The 22,865-nt window shown below is 45.6% G+C and carries 25 protein-coding genes and 1 other RNA gene; 16 read left to right on the top strand and 10 right to left on the bottom strand.

The window, feature by feature from the left end:
* Nucleotides 1-9 precede the first annotated feature (9 nt).
* The 3 genes from pnp to ACY652_RS16560 form a co-directional block, all read right to left on the bottom strand.
* Nucleotides 10-2,160 (bottom strand): polyribonucleotide nucleotidyltransferase, encoded by a 2,151-nt coding sequence (pnp, locus tag ACY652_RS16570; protein WP_462265494.1) that lies wholly within the window; start codon nt 2,158-2,160, stop codon nt 10-12.
* A 128-nt stretch (nt 2,161-2,288) separates the two neighbouring features.
* On the bottom strand, nt 2,289-2,567 hold the full coding sequence (gene rpsO / locus ACY652_RS16565; RefSeq protein WP_462265493.1) for a 30S ribosomal protein S15: 279 nt from the start codon (nt 2,565-2,567) through the stop codon (nt 2,289-2,291).
* Between the two features lie 107 nt (nt 2,568-2,674).
* Nucleotides 2,675-3,631 carry an adenylyltransferase/cytidyltransferase family protein gene (locus ACY652_RS16560; protein ID WP_462265492.1) on the bottom strand — a complete coding sequence of 319 codons (957 nt, stop codon included), beginning with the start codon at nt 3,629-3,631 and terminating at the stop codon, nt 2,675-2,677.
* A gap of 79 nt (nt 3,632-3,710) precedes the next feature.
* Between ACY652_RS16560 and ACY652_RS16555 the strand changes: the two genes are divergently transcribed.
* The gene (locus ACY652_RS16555; protein WP_462265491.1) at nt 3,711-4,136 is read left to right on the top strand and encodes an acyl-CoA thioesterase; all 426 of its coding nucleotides are present in this window, start codon (nt 3,711-3,713) and stop codon (nt 4,134-4,136) included.
* 4 nt (nt 4,137-4,140) lie between these two features.
* Here the strand turns inward: ACY652_RS16555 and ACY652_RS16550 are convergent, their stop codons facing one another.
* Nucleotides 4,141-5,130 (bottom strand): D-alanine--D-alanine ligase, encoded by a 990-nt coding sequence (locus tag ACY652_RS16550; RefSeq protein WP_462265490.1) that lies wholly within the window; start codon nt 5,128-5,130, stop codon nt 4,141-4,143.
* 150 nt (nt 5,131-5,280) lie between these two features.
* Between ACY652_RS16550 and ACY652_RS16545 the strand changes: the two genes are divergently transcribed.
* The 5 genes from ACY652_RS16545 (at nt 5,281) to ACY652_RS16525 (ending at nt 10,739) form a co-directional block, all read left to right on the top strand.
* Nucleotides 5,281-5,616, top strand: coding sequence for a MerR family transcriptional regulator (locus tag ACY652_RS16545; RefSeq protein WP_462265489.1), 336 nt, complete (start codon nt 5,281-5,283; stop codon nt 5,614-5,616).
* A 29-nt stretch (nt 5,617-5,645) separates the two neighbouring features.
* Nucleotides 5,646-7,781, top strand: a complete 2,136-nt coding sequence (locus tag ACY652_RS16540) for a ComEC/Rec2 family competence protein (RefSeq protein ID WP_462265488.1) — start codon at nt 5,646-5,648, stop codon at nt 7,779-7,781.
* A gap of 71 nt (nt 7,782-7,852) precedes the next feature.
* Nucleotides 7,853-8,497: a DUF4412 domain-containing protein gene (locus tag ACY652_RS16535; RefSeq protein WP_462265487.1), complete on the top strand. Its 645-nt coding sequence runs from the start codon at nt 7,853-7,855 to the stop codon at nt 8,495-8,497.
* A 144-nt stretch (nt 8,498-8,641) separates the two neighbouring features.
* Complete coding sequence (locus tag ACY652_RS16530; protein WP_462265486.1) at nt 8,642-9,562, top strand: sugar phosphate isomerase/epimerase family protein; 921 nt, start codon at nt 8,642-8,644, stop codon at nt 9,560-9,562.
* Between the two features lie 79 nt (nt 9,563-9,641).
* Complete coding sequence (locus ACY652_RS16525; protein WP_462265485.1) at nt 9,642-10,739, top strand: L-dopachrome tautomerase-related protein; 1,098 nt, start codon at nt 9,642-9,644, stop codon at nt 10,737-10,739.
* 53 nt (nt 10,740-10,792) lie between these two features.
* On the opposite strand, the gene dinB is transcribed toward ACY652_RS16525, so the two are convergent.
* Complete coding sequence (dinB, locus tag ACY652_RS16520; RefSeq protein WP_462265484.1) at nt 10,793-11,977, bottom strand: DNA polymerase IV; 1,185 nt, start codon at nt 11,975-11,977, stop codon at nt 10,793-10,795.
* Between the two features lie 72 nt (nt 11,978-12,049).
* Here dinB and ACY652_RS16515 point away from each other — a divergent pair, with 72 nt between their 5' ends.
* Nucleotides 12,050-12,610, top strand: a complete 561-nt coding sequence (locus tag ACY652_RS16515) for a 2'-5' RNA ligase family protein (RefSeq protein WP_462265483.1) — start codon at nt 12,050-12,052, stop codon at nt 12,608-12,610.
* Nucleotides 12,611-12,699: 89 nt separating this feature from the next.
* Nucleotides 12,700-12,799, top strand: an RNA gene (gene ffs, locus ACY652_RS16510) — signal recognition particle sRNA small type.
* Here ffs and ACY652_RS16505 read toward each other — a convergent pair.
* On the bottom strand, nt 12,791-12,964 hold the full coding sequence (locus ACY652_RS16505; protein ID WP_462265482.1) for a hypothetical protein: 174 nt from the start codon (nt 12,962-12,964) through the stop codon (nt 12,791-12,793). The two genes, ffs and ACY652_RS16505, sit on opposite strands and share 9 nt — an antisense overlap.
* 41 nt (nt 12,965-13,005) lie before the next feature.
* Between ACY652_RS16505 and ACY652_RS16500 the strand changes: the two genes are divergently transcribed.
* Entirely contained in the window at nt 13,006-13,290 is a 285-nt protein-coding gene (locus tag ACY652_RS16500) for a GNAT family N-acetyltransferase (RefSeq protein ID WP_462265481.1), read from the top strand.
* A 9-nt stretch (nt 13,291-13,299) separates the two neighbouring features.
* Nucleotides 13,300-14,256, top strand: a complete 957-nt coding sequence (locus ACY652_RS16495) for a YpdA family putative bacillithiol disulfide reductase (RefSeq protein WP_462265480.1) — start codon at nt 13,300-13,302, stop codon at nt 14,254-14,256.
* Between the two features lie 115 nt (nt 14,257-14,371).
* Here the strand turns inward: ACY652_RS16495 and ACY652_RS16490 are convergent, their stop codons facing one another.
* Complete coding sequence (locus ACY652_RS16490; RefSeq protein ID WP_462265479.1) at nt 14,372-14,767, bottom strand: VOC family protein; 396 nt, start codon at nt 14,765-14,767, stop codon at nt 14,372-14,374.
* A gap of 161 nt (nt 14,768-14,928) precedes the next feature.
* Entirely contained in the window at nt 14,929-15,438 is a 510-nt protein-coding gene (locus ACY652_RS16485) for a 2'-5' RNA ligase family protein (protein ID WP_462268287.1), read from the bottom strand.
* A gap of 416 nt (nt 15,439-15,854) precedes the next feature.
* Between ACY652_RS16485 and ACY652_RS16480 the strand changes: the two genes are divergently transcribed.
* From ACY652_RS16480 to ACY652_RS16455, 6 genes are read left to right on the top strand one after another with little or no spacing between them, the layout of a single operon-like run.
* Entirely contained in the window at nt 15,855-16,532 is a 678-nt protein-coding gene (locus ACY652_RS16480) for a GNAT family N-acetyltransferase (protein ID WP_462265478.1), read from the top strand.
* Nucleotides 16,533-16,545: 13 nt separating this feature from the next.
* Nucleotides 16,546-17,736 carry an argininosuccinate synthase gene (locus ACY652_RS16475; RefSeq protein ID WP_462265477.1) on the top strand — a complete coding sequence of 397 codons (1,191 nt, stop codon included), beginning with the start codon at nt 16,546-16,548 and terminating at the stop codon, nt 17,734-17,736.
* Nucleotides 17,737-18,090, top strand: coding sequence for a cupin domain-containing protein (locus ACY652_RS16470; RefSeq protein WP_462265476.1), 354 nt, complete (start codon nt 17,737-17,739; stop codon nt 18,088-18,090).
* Between the two features lie 4 nt (nt 18,091-18,094).
* A complete protein-coding gene (gene argC, locus ACY652_RS16465; protein WP_462265475.1) occupies nt 18,095-19,111 on the top strand; it encodes an N-acetyl-gamma-glutamyl-phosphate reductase in 1,017 nt (338 codons plus the stop codon).
* 11 nt (nt 19,112-19,122) lie between these two features.
* Entirely contained in the window at nt 19,123-20,250 is a 1,128-nt protein-coding gene (locus ACY652_RS16460; RefSeq protein ID WP_462265474.1) for an aspartate aminotransferase family protein, read from the top strand.
* Between the two features lie 50 nt (nt 20,251-20,300).
* Nucleotides 20,301-21,248, top strand: a complete 948-nt coding sequence (locus ACY652_RS16455) for an N-acetylornithine carbamoyltransferase (RefSeq protein WP_462265473.1) — start codon at nt 20,301-20,303, stop codon at nt 21,246-21,248.
* Nucleotides 21,249-21,286: 38 nt separating this feature from the next.
* Here ACY652_RS16455 and ACY652_RS16450 read toward each other — a convergent pair whose 3' ends face one another.
* Nucleotides 21,287-21,526 carry a hypothetical protein gene (locus tag ACY652_RS16450; RefSeq protein WP_462265472.1) on the bottom strand — a complete coding sequence of 80 codons (240 nt, stop codon included), beginning with the start codon at nt 21,524-21,526 and terminating at the stop codon, nt 21,287-21,289.
* 65 nt (nt 21,527-21,591) lie between these two features.
* Nucleotides 21,592-22,842: a cation:proton antiporter gene (locus ACY652_RS16445; RefSeq protein WP_462265471.1), complete on the bottom strand. Its 1,251-nt coding sequence runs from the start codon at nt 22,840-22,842 to the stop codon at nt 21,592-21,594.
* Between the last annotated feature and the right edge of the window lie 23 nt (nt 22,843-22,865).

The raw sequence follows: 22,865 nt of genomic DNA, 5'->3' as shown, positions 1-22,865 counted from the left end.
GTTTTTAGTTTACCGCTGTGCGTCCTCGGGACGATCAGGACGGGCAGGCCTTGGAATAAGCGCCTTGCGGGATAGTTTTAACTTACCCTGCTTATCCACATCCATTAGTTTCACTTTCACCGTTTCGCCTACCTCAAATACGCCATCCATGGTTTCGAGGCGTTTGTGGTCAATTTCAGAAATGTGCAGCAAGCCGTCCTTGCCGGGCATTATTTCCACAAAAGCGCCAAATGGCATAATGGTTTTCACCTTACCCTCGTACACTTCACCAACTTCCGGCTTTGATGCAATGGCACGAATGCGCGAAACCGCGGCATCAATGGCATCCTTATTGGCAGCAAATATCTGAACGATACCCTGGTTGCCCACTTCTTCGATATTGATGGTTGCACCGGTTTCACGTTGCATCTCTTGGATAATCTTACCACCGGGGCCAATCACCGCACCAATAAATTCCTTATCAATCTTTAACTGAACAATGCGTGGCGCAAACGGCTTGTAATCTTCGCGTGGTGCACTGATGGTTTTGCTCATCTCGTTCAAAATATGCAGGCGGCCGGCTTTGGCCTGGTCTAAAGCCTTTGCCAAAACTTCATAAGAAAGGCCATTAATTTTTAAATCCATCTGGCAGGCCACTATACCTTTTTCAGTACCGGTTACCTTAAAATCCATATCCCCTAAATGATCTTCATCACCCAGAATGTCAGACAGTACGGCGTACTTGCTGCCTTCAGCGTTGGTAATCAAGCCCATGGCGATACCTGATACCGGCGCAGAGATCTTTATACCGGCATCCATCAGCGCCAATGTACCTGCGCACACTGTAGCCATTGAGGAAGAACCGTTAGATTCCAAAATATCAGAAACGATACGAATGGTATAAGGATTTGCTTCTTCCGGTGGCAGTACACGTTTTAACGAACGCTGCGCCAAGTTACCATGGCCAATTTCGCGGCGGCCTGCTCCCCGGTTAGGGCGAACCTCGCCGGTAGAAAAGCCGGGGAAATTATAGTGTAAAATAAATTTCTGATAGCCGTTGATAAATGCACCGTCAATCATTTGCTCGTCATCCTTAGCACCTAAGGTAACGCTGGTTAATGCCTGTGTTTCGCCACGGGTAAATACGGCAGAACCATGCGCTGAAGGCAGATAGCTTACCTCGCTCCAAATGGGGCGTATCTCGGTTGTGCTGCGGCCATCTAAACGCATACCTTCATCCAGCACCAGGTTACGGATGGCATCATACTGCACATCGTGGAAATATTTTTTTGCCAGATGCCTGGTGATATCATCAGCATCAATGCCTAAAGTACCAATGTAAGAATCGCGTATTTCTTTGAATTTTGCACTACGCTCATCTTTGGCAGAGGCAGATTTGGCCACGGCATAAACCTGATCGTAAGTTTTTTCGTAAACTTCCTTTTTCAGTTCTTCGTTGCTGTGCTCATGGCTGTAGGTGCGCTTTACGGTTTTACCAACTTCGGCAGCCAGTTCTTTTTGCGCCTGTACCTGAATTTTGATGGCATCATGGGCAAATTTAATGGCTTCCACCATTTCGGCTTCCTGTATTTCCTTACATTCGCCCTCTACCATGTTAATATCGTTTTCAGAACCGGCTACGATAAATTCTAAAGTAGCACGCTCTAAATCGCTCATCAACGGATTGATGACCAGCTTACCGTCAATCTTTGCTACACGCACTTCGGAGATAGGCCCGTTAAAAGGAATATCTGATACCGCAATAGCAGCAGAGGCAGCTAAACCTGCCAGTGCATCAGGCATAATATCTTTGTCGGCAGAAATCAGTGAAATCATCACCTGGGTATCTGCATGATAATCTTCCGGGAACAGGGGGCGCAGGGCGCGGTCTACCAGGCGTGAAATTAAAACCTCATAATCTGATAAACGTGCCTCGCGGCGCAGAAAACCACCGGGGATACGGCCGGTTGCCGCATATTTCTCCTGATAGTCTACTGACAAGGGAAGAAAATCTATTCCTTCTTTAGCTTCGGGCGATGATACTACAGTAGCCAGCAGCATGGTATCACCCATTTTTACCACTACCGAGCCATCGGCTTGTTTGGCCAGTTTACCGGTTTCGATCTCAATGGTGCGGCCGTCACCTATATCGAATACCTTTTTAATTGCATTATAACTCATTTTTAATTAATTATGATGCGCTTTTCATCTTTAGGAGCGCACCGGTTGTTTATGTAATTTCTGGTGATAACAAAAGTAAAAAAGCCATTTCACAAGTAGAAATGGCTTTTTTTAAAAACTGGAAAGCGTTATTTAATGATATCACGCAGCGATAAAGCTTTGATGATAGCACGGTATCTTTCAATGTCTTTTTTGAACAGGTAAGCTAACAGTGCGCGGCGCTTGCCTACCAGTTTTTGCAGTGATAACTGGGTACCGAAATCCTTACGGTTTGATTTTAAGTGGCCGGTTAAATGTGCAATACGGGTGGTGAACAAGGCCACCTGTCCTTCAGCAGAACCGGTATCGGTTGCGCTCTTACCATGTTGTGCGAAAATCTCAGCTTTCGCTTCTTTACTTAAATACATTACCTGAATAATATTAAAGCGTAAATAAATTGAATTAATTGTGCGCGAAGGTAACAATATTCTTCTATAAAAACAAGCACTGCTTACTGTTGATTAGCTTGATGTACCTACTCCAGCAGGTAACCGGCTGCCTTGCCATAACTTTCCAGTTGCCGTATGGCCGAACTGGAAATGTGCTCAAACTCAGGGTCGCAAAAAATAGATGCAATATTCAGCGGTTTATGGCTCAGGTCTTGCAGGTAGCGGTACTGGTTCAGTTCATATTGCAAATCAGTACCGTTGCGCAAACCACGTATGATGGTAACCGGGTAACCTAAGCTTTCTGTGTAATCAGTAAGCAGGCCATTGTAGGCGGTACATTGCCGGTAATTTAACACGCCCGGAAGCTGATATGCAGGTGCCTGCTTTTGTAAATTTATGCCGCGGGCAATAATCACCTTATCAAATATTTGCTCGGCTTTCTGCAAAATATTTAAATGTCCCTTATGAAAAGGGTTAAAGCTGCCCGGGTATACAGCGATGTGCGGTTGCCGGGTTTCTACATAAATAATGAGTGCATCTAAATCTTTGTTGTCAACTTGCTGGCGTAACTGCTTCAATACCTCAACTCTCTTGCTTTGATACAAAGTATGATCAGCAAATTGAAATTCTTTAAAAATCTGATGTTCATACTTGATAAGCTCACCTAAAGGACGGTTTAAAATGTCCAAATCAATTTCACAAAATATAGCAGAAAGGTTTGTAGATGCCTGATGTGTTTTGGTATCCCGTATGATTTGACGAACCTCAGATTTCAATGTTTCGTCGCCAGTGAACGTTTCTTCAAAATATTGTGCTGAATCTTCTTCATTGGTGCCGGATTGTGGATTGTACACAACATCATGATAAACAGTTGCCAGCAGCAATGCCGGGTTGTTATCGAGGTTGCGCTGATGCAGCTGGTCAATCAGATCATCAAGATGCGCAAGGGTATGATAAAACCGGTGCGGCTCCCGGTAGTAATTTAATGTTTTGGCCGGTACACCCAATTGTAGTAACCGGGGTAGTTTATCTTGTATCGTCATTGCCTAAAATGAAAGTGAATTTCGTTATTATAAACAATAGTAATTGTTTTTACTTTCATGTTTAATCAATTTAGATCAAATGGAAGAAAATCAACCCGCATACGCCACTTTTGAAACCGAGCACCGCGTTCGGCCCGATGATATCGACATGTTTCAGCACGTGCACAGCAGCAAGTATTTCGACTATGTGCTGGCCGCCCGCTATGAGCAGATGGACACCGGGTATGGTATGCCGATGGAAAAATTTATGGAACGCGGCTTTGGCTGGGTGGTTAAAACCGCTAATGTAAATTACAAGCGACCCCTGCTGATGGGCGATTACTTTTTAGTGCGTACCGGTATTGCCGAAATAAATGACAAAGGCTGCCGCGTGGCCTTCACCATAAAAAACAAAGCTACACAAAAGGTGTGCTGCGACGGCTGGTTTGATTATACCATGATTGACATGAAAACGGGCAGAGGCGCAAAGGTGCCCGACGATATCATCAGGCACTATTCTGTTTAGCAGGTTAGTGGCCGAATGAACCCTCAATAAGTGCAGCATAAAAATCGCTTACCTGCATGCCCATCGCCCTCACTTGCTGCGGAATGAGGCTGTTAGCCGACTGGCCGGGTGTAGTATTCACCTCAATGAAATAAAAATAGCCGGTTTCTTGCTGCAAAATAAAATCTACCCTTACCATGCCCCGGCAGTTAAGGCGCAGGTAAACCTCTCTTACAATAGCTTCAATTTCAATTAGTTTGTCCGGTTCTATGTTGGCAGGTGTTATCTCCTGCGTTACGCCGGGCGTATACTTGGCTTCATAATCAAAAAACTCTTTCGAACTGATAATTTCGGTTGGCGGGAGTACGATGATCTTGCCGTTAAGCCGCGCTATACCGATGCTGAACTCGCGGCCCTGGATAAACTCCTCTACCAGTATCTGTTCGTCTTCGTGAAAGGCTTTTTCAAGTGCGGCGGGCAGGGCTGCCATGTTATGCACTTTACTCATGCCTACGCTGCTGCCCCCATTGTTAGGCTTTACAAATAAAGGAAAATGCAACGCAGCGGCCAGGGTAGCCACATCATGTATATCCTTACGGAACAACTGCATGGAACGGGCCGTGTACAGGCTTTTAATGCTGTGTACAATGGTTTTGGTGTAAGCCTTGTTCATGGTAATGGCCGAGGTGGTGGCATCGCAGGTATTATAAGGTATGCCCAGCATATCAAAATACCCCTGCAGCTTACCGTCTTCGCCGGGGGTACCATGCACGGTGATAAAGGCCAGATCAAACACCACTTTTTGATTGGCTATCGTAATGCTGAAATCATTTTTGTCAACGGCAATGTTTTCATGCTCGGCCTGGTAAATCCAGTGGTCGCGGTTAATAAGAAGGGTATAAACGTTATATACATCCGCATTCAGGTTGGCCGCTATGTTTTTTGCACTGTTCAGGGATACCTCATACTCGCCGCTGTAACCACCGGCAACCAATGCAATGTTCATTTTATTCATACCTGCCAAATATATAAAATACCCTATTAACCCCCACTGCCTGTAATTACTTTAAAGATTCGCTAATTGGCAATGATTGAAATGCAGGCCGCATAAATTTATTCACTGCCGCCGGGCACGCTTCTTCCGAATAAAAAATTATTTTTGCACATGCCTTATAAAGAACGCGATATCAATAAAATGTATTACACCATGGGCGAGGTAGCCGCCATGTTTGATGTAAATCAATCGCTGTTGAGGTACTATGAAAAAGAGTTCGACATCCTGCAGCCTAAAAAGAACAAGAAGGGCAACCGTTATTTTACTGCGGAGGATGTAGAGAATTTAAAGATCATCTTTCACCTCATTAGGGATAAGGGGTATACTCTAAATGGCGCTAAAGATCATTTAAAAGGCAATCTCAATACTGCCAAAGACCAGCAAAGCGTACTCTCGGCACTTGAAAACCTGCGGTCATTTTTAATTGAAGTACGCGACCAATTGTAGTTTCGTATTCAATCACCTATATTGGCTTCATGCTGCCGCAAACGGCTTCCACTTATTCCATTTTTGCCAGGCAAAAAGCAGAATCGCCCTTTTTACTGATTTTAATACCGTTTATGGCCGGTATGGCTTGTTGCCTTTGGGTATGGCCTGCTGCACCTGTTGCTATTTTATACGGTATCATTTTACTTTCCGCATTCGCTTTTTGCGTTTTAAACATAGGTTATGTAAAGTTGAAAGTCTATCAGCAGCAATGGCTGGGCGGTTTTTTGATATTGATTATCTTGTTCATTACCGGTTACCTGCTGGCAGCCAAATCTGATGATCGTAAGCATCCCGGTTTTTTTGCCAATCAGCAATCTACGCAATTACTGCTTCAAATTAACAGTGAGCCGAAGCAGAGCGGCGCATATATCCGTTTTGAAGGGTTAGTTAAGCAACGTATTTATAACCAGCACAATTATGCTTCCACAGGTAAATTGATGCTTATCATGCCGGCCGGCCAGCACAACAGCACCCTGGAATATGGCGACTGGCTATTGATACCAGCGAACTATACCTCTATTGCCCCTCCCTATAACCCGGCCGAGTTTAATTATAAAAAGTACTTAGCCAACCAAAACATCTATTATCAGGCGTTTATCAGTCCGGGGAAGTACCAGGTTGTACGCAAAGCTGCCGGCAACCCTGCAATTGCGTACGCGCTCCGCCTTCGCAGGCGCCTCGTTAACCGGCTGCAAAAAGGCATAAGCAATACAGAGGCGGCAGCCGTTGCTTCTACACTGATGCTGGGCTACAATGCTGAACTTAACCCCGATCTGGTACAGGCGTATGCAATTACGGGTACACTGCATGTGCTTTCTGTATCAGGAGCGCACGTAGCCTTTATATATGCGCTGATCAGTATGGGCTTAAGTTTTTTGAGCCATAGCAAGTATAGCAGGTGGTTTAAAGCGATATTTACCATTGCGCTTATTTGGGGATATGCGCTGCTTACCGGCTTTTCGCCGGCAGTATGCCGTGCTGTAATCATGCTCAGTTTTTTCATCACAGGCAAAACTTTTTACCGCCACACCGGCGCGGTCAACCTGCTGGCAGCATCTGCTTTTTTATTGCTGCTGTATCAGCCTTTGTTATTAGCTGATGTTGGCTTTCAGCTCTCCTATTGTGCCGTATTCGGCTTGTTTGTGGTACAGCCGGTATTGCAACGGCTGATTGTGATAGAAAACAAATGGCTGAAAAAAGTCTGGTATCTGTGCTCAGTATCTTTAGCGGCACAATTAGCCACTTTGCCACTCAGCGTTTTTTACTTCCACCAGTTTCCAGTATATTTTCTTATCAGTAATTTACTAATTATCATCCCTGCCGAACTGATTATAATGTTGGGTGGTTTATATCTTTTATTATATCCGTTTTCCTTTATTTCGGCCTGGTTAGGAATCATATTAAAGTACGTAATTCTTATTACCAACAAATGCCTGATATATATAGAACATCTTCCGTATGCCAGCAGGAGCGGCATCTGGATCACTCCTGCCGAGGCGCTGGTATTGGGTGTACTGGTTGCAGCTTTAGTGATTTTTGCATACCGAAAAAAAAGCCCCGCATTGTTTGCCGTAGTGATAAGTACATTCATTCTTACCCTGTCGGCCGGTTTTAAGGATTATAAAGCATACAGCAGCCATGAGATCACTTTTTTTAACATCAGGAAGCATACGGGTGTATTATTCAGGAGCGGAAACACGGGTATAGTACTTACTGATGTAATCCAAGAAGACAAAACATTCAAATACAGCATTCAGCCCTGCCTTGACAGCAGCCGGATGCAGAAATACCGGCTGTGTGACCTTACTCAGAATTTTAATAGCCCGATCCTGAGGAAGGCAGGTAACTATATCCGTTTTCTTGATCAATCAATTCTTATTGTGGATTCGGCTTACAGGTACAAGCATCTCCGGCAACCAGTAACAATCGATTATATTTATATTAGCGGAACAGCTAAAACAGAATTAAACCTTTTAGCGCAAAGCTACGTCTATCACACCGTAATTGCCGGTGCCGGTAATTCAAATCAGGCAATTCGGGAACTTGAAATAAACACTGCCGCACAGCACAAAAAATTTATCAGTCTGAAGCGTAACAAATCATTTATAATTGCATCTCATTAAAAAAGCATTAACTTTAGAATACTCTTAAATACCCGATCATCAAACAACACATAAGTATAACACTAAAAACAATGACCCACAAATTTTTTAAAGTTGCCTTGGGAGTAGCTCTTTCTGCAACAGCTTTAACAGCAAGCGCCCAAAAATCTTACACTGAGGGACTGGCTACTTACAGCATTTCGGCTGCGGGCCAAAGTACAGAGGCTAAAGCCTACTTTAAAGGCGATTCCAGCTCCTATACCATTAACCAGGGGCCTGCCATTGTTAAGATTATCGGCACCAGCAACTCCAGCTTTTTGGCGGTATTGGTAGATGTAGAGATTGCCAGCATCCGTAAAGCGGCCATTGCAACCCCGGCCGAACTGGAAGAAGCCAAATCACAAGAGCCTAAGTTTTCATTTACTCCCTCCAGCGAAACCAAGCAGATTAGCGGCTTTAATTGTAAGAAAGTTACCGTTAAAGATGCCAAAAGCAGCCAAACCTATACAGCCTGGGTAACTACTGACATTAGCGCCCCTTACAATATACTGTCAAAGTATTTCGCCGGTGCAGGCGGTTTCCCGGTACAGTTTACTACCGTGCAGATGGGCAGGCCAACCGAGGTTACCCTGAAATCAATTGCGCAGCAGGCAGTACCAAAAGGCACATTCGCCATCCCTGCCGATTACGAGAAAATTACCCTTGAAGATTTAAAGGCTATGGGCGGTGGCCGGTAATTAATTTGCCAATAATTATTTATAAAGCCCTGCATAAAAGTATGCAGGGCTTTTTTGTGCCTTTACCTCAAATAAAAATTCTCAACAATTATGCTTTATGTATTCTAACTGTTTAATTTTAAGCAGTTAAACCTAAGATATTTTATGAACCGTAGAAGATTTCTGCAAAGCACCGGCACAGTGGCCGCAGCTTTGTCGCTGCCTGATTTTGCATCGGCTTTCGGCACCGCCGCTAAACCACATGCAATTGGCTTACAATTATTTACATTGTTTAATGTGATTGACAATGATGTAACAGGCAACCTGAAACGCGTTGCCGCCATAGGTTATAAAGAGATAGAATCGGCTTACAGTAGTAAGGGTCCGTATTACGGTTACACGCCTAAATCTTTTGCGCAGATGCTGAAAGGCATGGGCCTTGCGTGGAAATCGCATCATGTTATCGGGCAGCCCTTCAAATTGCCTCCGGGAACAAAAATGCCGGCAGGCGCCGATGGTAAGCCTATGGTTATGCCAAAACTAATGAACCTGCGCGATAATATGCAGCAGATAGTAGATGATATGGCCGAAGGCGGCGTAAGTTACCTGGTTTGTGCCGGCGGCCTTCCGTTTGAAACCACTGACGAAATTAAACAAGCCGTTGCCCTGCTTAATAAAGCAGGCGAAGCCTGCAGCAAAGCAGGGGTACAATTCTGCTATCACAATCACGATCAGGAATTTAAAACCGTACAGGGGCAGGTACCTTATACCGTTTTTCTGGAAGAAACTGACCCTAAAACAGTTAAAATGGAGTTGGATGTGGCGTGGTCGGTTAAGGGTGGTTCAGACCCTGTTGAGCTGTTTAAAAAGCATCCCGGCCGTTTCCCATTGTGGCATGTAAAAAATCTTAAAAAGGATTTAACCACCATTGTACCCGCAGGCGAAGGTGTGGTTGACTATAAGCTCATTTTTGCACAAGCCGCCACCGCAGGTATGAAGCATTTCTTTGTGGAGCATGATATGCCTGCCGATGCCTATGCCAGTATTACTTCGAGCTACAAATACCTGCGCAGCATTAAGGCTTAAAAATGATTGTTTACTAAAGCTCCAAATGCTAATTAAATAATAAGTAAACCTTTTAATTAAAAATGAAGTTATAGGATTTATGAAAAACATCATCATCTGCCTTATAACTGCATTTTCTGTTGCTGGTATGGCTTCAGTAGCCAATTATGCGCAGGCGCAGGCACCGCAGCTGCAAAAAGTTTATGCTGATAATACTTACCAGTTTACAGGCGTGGCGGTTTCTAAAACCGGCCGTCTGTTTGTTACTTACCCCTACTGGTCCAGCACTTACAAATATGCGGTAGTTGAAGTAATGCCCAACGGTACCGCAAAGCCTTATCCTGATGCGGCTGCCAACGGCTGGAAAAAAGGTGAAGACGGCCTGAACAAATGGGTATGCGTGCAAACGGCCTATGTTGATGATAATGATTACCTGTACATTGTAGACCCGGCTGCCCCGTTTTTAGGCAAAGTGGCAGGTAATGCCGCAAAGGTGGTAAAGTATGATCTGAAAACCAACAAGCCGGTTCAAACCTATCGCTTTCAGGGTACTATTGATAATAACAGTTATTTGAACGACATCAGGGTTGATACCAAAAAGCAAGTGGCCTATATAACCAATTCTGGTACTGGCGGTATTGTAATTTTAAATTTAAAAACGGGCAAATCGCGCCAGGTGTTACAGGCAGATAAATCTACTCTGCCGGACCCTAATCATAAGTTTATAATAGACGGTAAAGAATTTAAAAAGCAGGGCCAGCCGGCTAAGTTCAACTCCGATGGTATTGCCCTTTCACCGGATGGTAACTGGTTGTATTATAAAACTATAAATGATAAGATACTGAACCGTATCAAAACCTCATCTTTATTAAATGAGAAATTAACCAAGCAGCAACTGGCCGGCGAGGTTAAGAATTTAGGTGAAGTTGCCAATACCGATGGAATGATCTTCGATAAAAAGGGTAATCTTTACTTAGGCGATATGGTGAACTACCGCATGGTAAAAGTTACGCCCGACCTCAAAGCGTCAGTATGGTTCAAAAGCGCCCAATTGATCTGGCCTGATACCTACTCGGTTTCAAACGATGGTTATCTTTTTATAACCACCTCGCAAATCAACAAACAACCGGATTATAACAATGGTGTAAACAAGCGCACCTCGCCCTACATAGTGTACAAGGTTAAGCTTCCTCAATAATCTTTACAAACTAAACTGAATAAAAGCCGCATTCTGTAAAAAGAAAGCGGCTTTTATGTTTTTAAGAACGGATTAAAGTTGCGTTGCTTTACCTCCATACCGGCGGCACGGCAAACGGTTTTATTACCATATTTATAGTTGATGGTATCCATGGCCTGGTACAATTTCAACTGCTGCTCGCTATCATCAAAGATGTCAATCTGATGATGGCCTGAATAGAGCTGGCTCAGTTTAACTCCGATCAGCCGGATTGGCCGCTTCCCGTTCCATGCCTTGTCTAATAGTTTTTTGATGCCGGGCAACAGCACATGCTCTGCTGCGGTATAATTGATTTTTTGCTGCACCGTATGCGTTTCGAAGTTTCCAAAGCGAATCTTTATCGCCAGGCACGAAGCCAGCTTATCCTCAGCCCGTAATTTAAACGCCAGTTCTTCCGTCATGGAAATCAATATAGAATCGAGCGTTTTCATATTAGTAACATTGTGGTCAAAGGTATGCTCGGTAGAAATCGACTTGCGGTCGTTGTAAGGTAAAACTTCAGCATCATCTATGCCATTGGCCCGTTGCCATATTATTTGTCCGTTTTTACCAAATAAGGCCTGCAAAAAACGCACATCGGCGCGCTGTAAATCCCGTATTGTATCAATACCGTAGGTATGCAGCTTTTCACAGGCGCGTTCGCCCAGCATTGGAATTTTTGAAATAGAAAAAGGCGCCATAAAAGCCTTCTCATGCCCGTGCGGAATATAAAGCTGGCCGTTGGGCTTGGCGGCATTGGTTGCCATTTTAGCAACCGTTTTACATGAAGCCATGCCGAACGATATGGGCAAACCTGTTTCCCTGATGATGGTCTGCCTCAAATCGGTAGCCATTTGGTAAGGATTGTAGAACCGGTCGGTACCGGTTAAATCGATATAAAATTCATCTACGGATGATTTTTGATACAGCGGAACGGTTGCTTCAATAATTTTTGTTACCTGTGCCGAGGCTTCGGAATACCGGCCATGCGTACCTTTTACAACAATGGCATGCGGGCAAAGCTGTAACGCCTGCCGGGTAGGCATTGCCGAGTGTATGCCAAACTGCCGCGCTTCATAACTGCAGGACGCCACTACTCCCCTGTCTGCCGAGCCGCCGATGATCACCGGCTTGCCGATAAGCGCCGGGTTATACTTACGCTCAACGGATACAAAGAAGGAATCCAGATCGATATGAACGATATAACGCTTGCTATTCACCTAACAAATATAAATAAACAGCTTGGTATATACTAATATTTTTAGCAATTTGCGGCCTCAATCCACTCCTTTATGACAAGCTATAAAGACTACTTCTTCCTGCTGCCGCCCGGTGAACATATCATCACTTCGGTTAAATACTGTAAATTGCTGGTACAATCCATGATTAATGATTATCCCGGTTGTCAGTCAAAAGCACACATTTCCATAAAACAGTACCCAAGGCAAAAGCCCTACATGATTGAATCGGTGGTTGACCAGATGGAAGCCAAACTTAAAACAATGCCATGTATCACTCTTAAAACCGACGATTTTAGATTTTTCGAACACCCTAATAATATCATTACCCTTTATACGGCCATTAAGCCAACCTTCAAGGCCGATAACTGGCTTAACGAACTCAGGGCCAATCTTAATATAAGCGCAGGCCAGTTTGTACCGCATATCACTGTTGCCAAAACCATTCCTGTGGATAATTTTTATAAAGTATGGCCGCGCTTTTACAATCGTAAATTTCAGGATGAATTTTTGGTAGACCGGCTGTTTATTCTGGAAAAAGAAACCTTGAATGCCCATGCTAAATGGAAGGTGTACCGGGAAATCAGGTTCAATGAGAGGCACGTGATCAACTGATGGTTATTTATTTGCCTTGAATATCAACCAATTAGCAACGTTTGGTTATGTATATGGCCTGAATTTCAACTTTTTTATATCTTTGTGGCGGGTAAGTCTTTTACGACCAGCTCCCTTTGAACTCCCCCAGGGTAGGAATACAGCAAGGGTGAAAGGTTGTAGCGGTGCGATAAAAGTAGCTTACCCATTTTTTATTTCTCCTGTTTCCGTACTGCGCTGTTTAGCGCTCCGTTTCCCTTCAAATCCCAATATTCCCGGTACCATTTGCGCCTGTATGAGGCGATAAAAAGCCATAAAAGTTGATAAACGGCAATAAAATGCTTTTTTAGCCATCTCACATGATAAATTTTTCATAACTATTTCTGCGCATTTATTGTTACACCCCAAACCCGTACATGAAAGTAGAGCAACAGCAAAGCGGCCAGGATGGCAGCTTTTATATCGAAGAACAAAATAAGCGTATAGCCGAGAGCCGTTACATGGTAACCGGCGATGTAATGGACATTTACCACACCCAGGTGAGCGATGAATACCAGGGCAAGCACCTGGGCGACGAACTTATAAAAACTGCGGTAGACTATGCCCGGCAGCACCAGTTAAAGATTACCCCAAGCTGCTCATTTGCCGGGGCTATGTTCGGCCGGCACCAGGAATTTCGGGATGTGCTGGCAAAATCATAATTTATAACTATGCTGGATGTAATCATTATCGGCGGCGGGCCTATCGGACTGGCTTGTGGCATTGCGGCGCAAAATGCCGGCTTGAGCTTTGTAATACTGGAAAAGGGCTGCCTGGTCAACTCCCTGTACAATTATCCGTCAACCATGACGTTCTTCTCCACTTCGGAGAAACTTGAAATCGGCAACCTGCCCTTTATGAGCACGCATAATAAGCCCAACCGTGCCGAGGCGCTGGAATACTACCGGCGGGTAACCTTCCAGTACCACCTCCCTATCCGGTTGTTTGAAGAAGTAAAAACTGTGGTGCCCAATAACGGCGCATATCAGGTAACTACCTGCAAAGCGGCCTATCAGGCAAAAAAGGTGATCATTGCCACCGGCTTTTATGATATTGCCGTTAACCTTAATATACCCGGCGAAGATTTACCCAAAGTAAAGCATTATTACAAAGACCCCAGTTACTACACCATGCAGAAAGTGGTGGTGGTGGGCTCCAGCAACTCGGCTATTGATGTGGCGCTGGAAACCTACCGCAAGGGTGCAGAGGTAACGCTGGTGATACGCGGACCCGAAATCAGTAACCGGGTAAAGTACTGGGTGCGGCCGGATATTATTAACCGCATTGAAGAAGGAAGCATCAAAGCCTACTTCAATTCCAGCCTTGCCGCCGTGCGGGAGCACGAAGCAGACATCAGCACCCCAAACGGAACCGTAACCATATCCAATGATTTTGTAATGGCTATGACGGGCTATAAACCCAACTTCAATTTTTTAAGGCAGACGGGTATCACGTTAACCGAAGATAAGTTTATCCCTACCTACAACCCCGATACCATGGAAACCAACATGCCGGGCATATACCTGGCCGGCGTGGTGGTGGGCGGAATGGATACGCATTTATGGTTCATCGAAAACTCGCGCATCCATGCGGATATGATCATCAACGATATTATGGCAAAACAGTAAATCAGGTTTTCATTTCTACCGGTAACGGGTGCTTGGTTTGAGCCATACTAATGATTAACCATTCAGCGCGATGATTTTATTTCGGCACAGTCCGCTCAGAGCAGGCCGGCTTTAATCATTCTGCCGCATCAGGCTCATCTTTTGGCTCCCAAAGCTCAATGAGATTGCCTTCCGGGTCGAGCACATGAACAAATTTGCCATAGTCATATTCTGCAATCTCATCAACTACGGTTACGTTGTCTTTCTTTAGCTCCGCTACCAGCATCGCCAGATTTTCTACCCGGTAGTTGATCATAAAGGGTTTGGCCGACGGGTTGAAATATTGGGTATCCTGCGGAAAGGTGCACCAGGAGGTAGAGCCTTTTTTAGAAGGATCATCCGCCTGCTGCCACTCAAACGTTGCGCCGTATTCGCTTGCAGGCAATCCAAGGTTTTTGGCATACCATTCGTTCATCTGCTGCGGATTATCGCATTTGAAAAATATACCGCCTATACCTGTAACTTTTTTCATATCAAAATCTGTGTTATACAATTAAAATAGTGGCAGCAAACTGCAATCGGAAACAAGCATCGCATTGAAGGTCAACACCCTGCAAATACTTCCGGACAATTTCGGTACATTTTCGGACAATACCAAATCTGCTGTTAAGGGTGTGATGAACCCGGCATTTATCACATTGGTTCCGCCGCAAACATATACGTTTCTACCGGCCGCCAGGGGCCGCCCAGGTATTCCCAAAGCAGCAGGCCGGTACCATAGGCCGTAAGGGGTTGAAAATCGGTAGCCAGCCTGGTGCGTAAAGCGGCCGCGGCGGCAGGCTCGGCTTTATTTTGGATGGTGATGTGCGGCCACAGCCGGTGCTGGTCCTGTGGTATCAGCCATTGCTGCCATTGCCGCTGCAGGTACTGGTGCAGTTGTACCAGTTCGGGGCTGTCAATTTTAAAGGCTACCCCGCTGCCGATGTTCCGCACTTCGTTAATATTTAGGGTTAGCACCTGCTGCCGTGCACATACGTCTTTAATCACCGAAACGATGTCTTCTTCATCCGGCGGCAACTGGTGAAACAAACTCAGGTGTGCTTTCAGGTGGTTACGGTCGGGCGGAAAATAGCGTTGCCGCTGTTCATCAAAAAAACTCTGGCTTTGCTCGTCAAGCGCAAGGGTAAGTATTAAGGGTTGCATCAAGCCAAACAACAAGCTTATCCGCTTTCTGTTCAGTTGATATAGCTGATAAATAGCGATTTTATAATCAAACCGGTTTAGGTTTAAAACTTTACAATATATTCACAGGCATTATTTGCATAAATAAAATTTAATACTGTTTTTTGCACAAAAAATAAAAGGCAAAAACACTAATAACAGATAATGAACATTCAAAGCTTACATGTGCCAACTTCGAGAGCGGTATCTGCTCCGGTTGCAGCCGCTTTGGTTTCAGTTGTTTTTGTACCCTCCCCGTCATCCCGACGACGATTGTATATTCCCCGGGTTTGAGATAGGTTACACGCCTGCACCTACCCGTTTATGAAGCCTTTCTGCTTCGGTCAATCTATTTTATTATTTATAGCCACAGGGCTAAAAACAGGGGAATTTAATTAATGACCATTCAAGATTTTGATATACTCGTTGCCTCAGCCAAACATGCAGATTATGCCCCGCTCATTTGCGATGAAATGGCCGAGTCGGCCAAGGCGCGTGGTACCGGCATTGCGCAGCGCTCTCCTGAATATGTAGCTAATAAGATGCTGGAAGGTAAGGCCGTTATTGCTTTACACAAAGATGGTACCTGGGCCGGCTTCTGCTACATAGAAACCTGGAGCCATGAAGCCTTTGTAGCCAATTCCGGCCTGATTGTTAACCCGGTTTTTCGTAAAGTGGGTTTAGCTAAGGCTATTAAGAGTGCGGTGTTCGAGCTATCACGCCTGAAATACCCGGACGCCAAAATATTCGGTTTAACCACAGGGCTGGCCGTGATGAAGATCAATTCAGAACTGGGTTACGAACCGGTAACCTATTCGGAACTTACGCAGGATGAGGTATTTTGGCAGGGTTGCCGCAGCTGCGTTAATTATGATATCCTCACCGCCAAAGGCCGCAAGAACTGCCTGTGTACCGCAATGCTGTGGGACCCGGAAGAAAAGCAAAAGGCGCACGAGGAAAAGATGAAGAAGATAACGCACAAGGCTACCCTGCTGGAGCGTATTGAAAACGCATTAAAAAATTCGTTAAAAGTGCTGGTGGTTGCATCGGCAAGTGTTTTACATCTGAAAGGATAATATTTTCGAGAACATGAAGAAAAAAGTTGTGCTGGCTTACAGCGGCGGTTTAGATACTTCTTTTTGCTGTATCTACCTCACCCGGGATTTAGGGCTTGAAGTGCATTCGGTTATTGTAAATACCGGTGGCTTCAGTCAGGATGAGTTGCACCAGGTAGAACAGCGCGCTTACCAGATGGGCGTTACCTCGCACCATGTGGTTGATGAAACCGAAAACTTTTACAACACCTGCGTGCGTTACCTTATTTACGGCAACGTACTTAAAAATAACACCTATCCCCTTTCGGTAAGCGCCGAGCGGGTGAGCCAGGCCACCGCCATTGCCAACTATGCCAACCAGATAGGCGCTGATTATGTAGCGCATGGCAGCACCGGCGCCGGTAACGATCAGGTGCGCTTCGATATGATTTTCAATATCCTGGTACCCAGCGTGCAGATATTAACGCCCATCCGCGATTTAAAGCTGAGCCGCGAACAGGAAATCACCTACCTGAAGGAGCATGGCGTGGACATGAACTTTGAAAAAGCCAAATACTCTATTAATAAAGGAATATGGGGCACTTCGGTAGGCGGTAAAGAAACCCTGACCTCTAATTTGGGGCTGCCCGAAGAGGCCTGGCCTACCCCGGTGAGCGAGAGCGGCAGCCGCAGGGTGGAGCTGGAATTTGTAAAAGGCGAGCTGCATTCTATCGACGGTAAAACTTACCAGCACCCCACCGCAGTCATACAGGCGCTGCAGGCCATAGCGCAACCGTATGGCATTGGCCGCGATATTCACGTAGGTGATACCATTATCGGTATTAAGGGCCGTGTGGGCTTTGAAGCCGCTGCGCCTATGGTCATCATCAAGGCGCACCATACGCTGGAGAAGCATGTGCTTACCAAATGGCAGTTATCATGGAAGGACCAGTTATCGTCGTTTTATGGTAACTGGCTGCACGAGGGGCAGTTTCACGACCCGATTATGCGCAACATTGAAGCGTTTTTAACCGATACCCAGCAAAACGTTACCGGCAAGGTTTGGGTAGAGTTAAACCCTTACCGTTTCCAGGTAACGGGTATTGAGTCGGCGCATGATCTGATGTCGAACAAGTTTGGCAGCTATGGCGAAATGAACAACGCCTGGAGCGGCGAGGATGTAAAAGGCTTCTCCAAAATTTTCGGCAACCAGGTGATGATTTATCATAAAGTAAACCAGCAATAAATGAACGAGCCGGTATCGCGGGGCAATTGCCTCGGGCAGTATAAATGGGGCAATGATTGTTACGGGTGGAATTTCGTGAACAGCGACTCCATTTCTATTAAGCAAGAACTGATGCCACCTGATACCGCCGAACAGCTGCACTATCATCAAAAGGCAACCCAGTTCTTTTTTATATTAAAAGGAACGGCTATCATGACGATTGATGGCGAGGAAACCTTACTGAAACCGCTGCAGGGCATAGCGATAAAACCCCTGCAAAAGCATTGTATCAGCAATAAAGGCGGGGCCGATCTGGAATTCATTTTATACTCACATCCGTCCACCAACGGCGACCGGATTAATTGCGAGGGCTGATTGTATGATACCTACCGTACCTGTGCCGTTGTCAGGCAACAAAAAGATTAAAGCCGGTATCATTGGCGGTGCCGGTTACACCGGCGGCGAGCTGCTGCGCATCCTGGTGAACCACCCGGACGTGGAAATTGCCTTTGTGCACAGCAACAGCAATGCCGGCAATTATGTATATGAGGTGCATACGGATCTGTTTGGTGATACAGAACTGAAGTTTACCGGCGAACTGTCAGATGATATTGATGTTCTGTTGCTATGTGTCGGGCATGGCGATGCACATAAGTTTCTGTCCGCCAATAATTTCCAGAAGTCTGTTAAGATTATAGATTTAAGTCAGGACTTTCGTTTAAACCCAAAATCAAGCTTAAACAACCGCAGCTTCATTTATGGGTTGCCGGAGTTAAACCGGGAAAAAGTTATACAGGCTCAAAATATTGCCAATCCCGGCTGTTTTGCCACGTGCCTGCAACTGGGATTATTGCCGCTGGCGGCTAATCATCAGTTAAACAATGAGGTACACATTACGGCTGCCACGGGCTCAACCGGTGCCGGGCAAAGCCTCTCGCCTACCTCCCATTTTACCTGGCGTAATGATAACCTGTCTGTCTATAAGGCATTTGAGCACCAGCACTTAAATGAAATTAGCGAAACGCTGCAACAACTGCAACCCGGCTTTTCGGAGCAGATCAACTTTATTCCGTACCGCGGCGATTACACGAGGGGCATTATCGCCTCCATGTATTTGCACAGCGACTTATCGCAGGAAGAGGCTTTGCAGTTGTATACTGACTATTATCAAAACCATCCGTTCACCCATGTTACCACCCGTAATATTGATTTAAAGCAGGTGGTGAACACCAATAAGTGCTTTATCCAGGTGAAGCGATACCAAGACAAAATATTTATTGTCAGCATTATTGATAACCTGCTGAAAGGCGCCTCCGGCCAGGCAGTTCAAAACATGAACCTGATGTTTGGCTTAGAAGAAACCGCAGGTTTAAAATTAAAGGCCACCGGATTTTAATTTATAGCACGATGAAATTATTTGACGTTTACCCCATCAACCCCATAGAAATAGTAAAAGGCGCCGGCAGCCTGGTGTATGATGCGCAGGGTACGGAATACCTGGATTTATATGGCGGCCATGCCGTTATCTCTATCGGCCACACCCATCCGCATTATGTGAAGCGGCTGGTGAACCAGTTGCATCAAATCGGCTTCTACTCCAATTCGGTAGAGATTCCTTTGCAGAAGCAACTGGCTGAGCTGCTGGGCCAGGTGTCGGGCAAAACCGATTACCAGTTATTCCTGTGTAATTCGGGTGCCGAGGCGAACGAAAATGCCCTAAAGCTCGCTTCCTTTTACAATGGCAAAAAGAAGGTGATCGCCTTTACCAAATCTTTTCACGGCCGAACCTCGTTGGCCGTTGCCGCAACCGATAATCCGAAAATAGTAGCGCCGGTTAATGAAACTGAAAACGTGCTGTTATTACCCTGGGGCGATGAGGCGGTACTGGAAAGCACGTTCCATGCCAATGACATATCATCCGTTATTATTGAAGGCATACAGGGTGTGGGCGGGATACAGGTAGCGCCGGTAAGCTTCCTGAAAAAGATAAGGCAACTGTGCGACGACTGGAACGCCGTATTTATTGCAGACGAGGTACAAAGCGGCTATGGCCGTACGGGTAAATTCTTTGCCAGTGATTATGCGGATGTGAATGCCGACATCTACACGATGGCCAAAGGCATGGGCAACGGCTTTCCTATCGGCGGCATCATCATCTCCCCTAAAATACAGCCGGCTTACGGGATGCTGGGCACCACCTTCGGCGGCAATCATTTAGCCTGTGCCGCAGGTTTAGCGGTATTGGAAGTGCTTCAGCAGGAAAGCCTGCTGCAAAATGCCTCGCAGGTAGGCAACTACCTGATTGACGAGTTAAGAAGTTTTGATAAGGTGATAGAAGTGCGGGGCCGGGGGTTGATGATCGGTATTGAGTTGCCAGAAGAACTGAGCCATATACGTAAGCAGCTGTTGGAAAAATATCACATTTTTACCGGTGAGGCCAAGCCTAATGTAGTACGTTTGCTGCCGGCATTAAATTTAAGCCAGGCACACGCCGACCAGTTCTTATCGGCATTTAAACAAGCATTAAGCAATTAACTATAAGCACTTTACACTGCCTTCGTTAAGGCGAATGTTAATCTGAAAATATGAAGCTATTTTCATCCGTACATGATGTGCCAGACCTAAACGCATTGGTAACAGAAGCGCTGGCCTGCAAGCAAAATCCCTTTGCCGCTCAGCACCTGGGTAAAAATAAAACATTGGGGCTGGTGTTCCTCAACCCAAGTCTGCGTACCCGCATGAGTACCCAAAAGGCTGCACTTAATTTGGGTATGAACGTGATGATACTCAATATGGATAAGGAAGGCTGGGCTTTAGAGTTACAGGATGGCGCCACAATGAACGGCAGTACAGTAGAGCATATCCGCGAAGCGGCAGCTGTATTGGGGCAGTATTGCGACATCATTGGCATCCGCTCATTTCCCGGTTTGAAAAACCGCGAGGAGGATTACAGTGAGGCCGTCTTCAATAAATTTGTAAAGTACTGCGGTGTGCCGGTGGTAAGCCTGGAGTCGGCCACACGCCACCCGCTGCAAAGCTTAGCCGATCTGGTAACCATTACCGAGTTAAAAACCGTTGCGCGGCCTAAGGTGGTATTAACCTGGGCGCCGCATGTAAAGGCCCTGCCACAGGCAGTGCCCAACTCCTTTGCCGAATGGATGTGCAAGGCCGATGTTGATTTCACTATTGCGCACCCGGCAGGTTATGAACTGAATGAAAGCTTTACCCCTGGTGCTGCCATTACCCACAACCAGGATGAAGCCCTGCAGGGTGCCGACTTTATCTATGTAAAAAACTGGTCGGCTTACGAGCCTTACGGCCGGGTGCTGCCCGGTAATGAAGACTGGATGCTGACGAATGGGCGGCTTGCCGTTACCCACAAGGCCAAAGTGATGCACTGCCTGCCTGTACGGCGCAATGTGGAACTTGCCGACGATATATTAGACGGCCCGGCCTCCGTAGTAATACTCGAAGCGGCTAACCGGGTTTGGGCAGCGCAGGCCGTATTAAAGGAAATGCTGAGTACCATTTAAAGCAAAAAGAGGCTTATTTTCATAAGCCTCTTTTTGCTTTAGTCATTGCCTTCCAGCTTCACTATCTTGTTGTAGATACCTAACAGCAGGAAAGGCGCAGCCCATTGCCCTACAAATAAAGCATTCTTGTGCTGCTTCATCACCTTCAGGGTTAATGAGGTGCCGATAGAAGCCAGTGCTGCGTACAAAAAGAAAGCAGAAGGAACTTTAGCGGTTTGATTCTCAATAGCTTTGGTTACTTTACCTTCGCTATGTTCGGGGTTGTTGTTAGTTGGCATGGTGTGTTTTTTTGATTTTATACTTTAATAACAATAAATCAACGCTATTGTTAAATATATTTCACTTAAGTTGATGGCTTGCTGCCAAATAAGCGGTTAATCAATTTGTTTAAGGTTAAACCCTGCACTACCACCGAAAAAATCACAACGAAGAAGCTGCCGGCCAGGATCAGCTCGCGGTAAGGCGAATGCGGCAGCGAAAGTGCAAGTGCAATAGATATGGCGCCACGTACCCCCGCCCAGGTAAGTACGGTAATATTAGAATATTTGATATCGAGTGTGCGCCTGAACAGGGTAACGGGTACAGTTATGCTTAACCATCGGGCTGCCAATACCAGCACAATGGCAATGCCGCCGGCCAGCCAGTAGTTGTTAAGAAACGGGCTAACCACTACCTCTACGCCAATCATTACAAACAGCATGATGTTCAGCATCTCGTCTATCAGTTTCCAGAAAATTTCCAGGGATTGATGCGAGCGTTCCTTGTTTTCAATATTAATACTGCGTGCACCGGTTACAATACCGGCCGATACTACAGACAAGGGAATAGACAAATGTAATGCGTTGGCGATACTGACCACACCCATTACCAATGCTAATGATATCAGCACAATGGTTTCAAAATCGGTAATGGAATGCATGAGCCTGTTGGCTAAGACACCCAAAATCAGGCCAACAGTTACGCCGCCCAATACTTCCCTTGCGAACAATACAGCAGAACTGCCCAGGTCTATTTTGTTGGAGCTGGATTGAACGAACTCAAGAATGGTGATGAACAGTACAATACCCAGGCCATCATTAAAAAGCGATTCGCCGGTAGTAATGGTTTCCAACCGTTCGGGCATGTTGGACTGCTTGATGATGGCCGCTACCGATACCGGGTCTGTCGGCGAAATCAGTGCACCGAACAGGAATGAATATATAAGCGGAAGCTCGATATGGAGTAACTGCATGGCCTCATAGAACAGCCAGCCAAAAAGAAAGGTATTGAGTACAACACCAATGGTGCTAAGCACTAATATGGGCCTGATCTGCTCTTTAAGCTTTTTAACGTTGATATTGAATGACCCGGCAAACAGCAAAAAGCCCAGCATGATATTAAGTACCGTTCCCGGAAAATCAATACTTTTGGCAAGTATGGTTAGGTGCTTGGCTATGTTTACGTTGAGGTTATTCAGTATCAGTGCCAATACCGATACCGTAACAGAAATTACAATAATACCGATGGTGCCGGGCAGCTTCAGAAACCTGGCATTCAGGTAAGAGTACAGTGCACTGGTAATAACCAGAAAAGTAATAACAAGGGTAAGATCCATATAAACTAATTACTGATAACGGC

This window comes from Mucilaginibacter sp. (assembly GCF_965200995.1).
Classification (GTDB): domain Bacteria; phylum Bacteroidota; class Bacteroidia; order Sphingobacteriales; family Sphingobacteriaceae; genus Mucilaginibacter.
The sequence above is the reverse complement of the archived record's forward strand: the minus strand, read 5'-3'. Positions and strand labels throughout refer to the sequence as shown.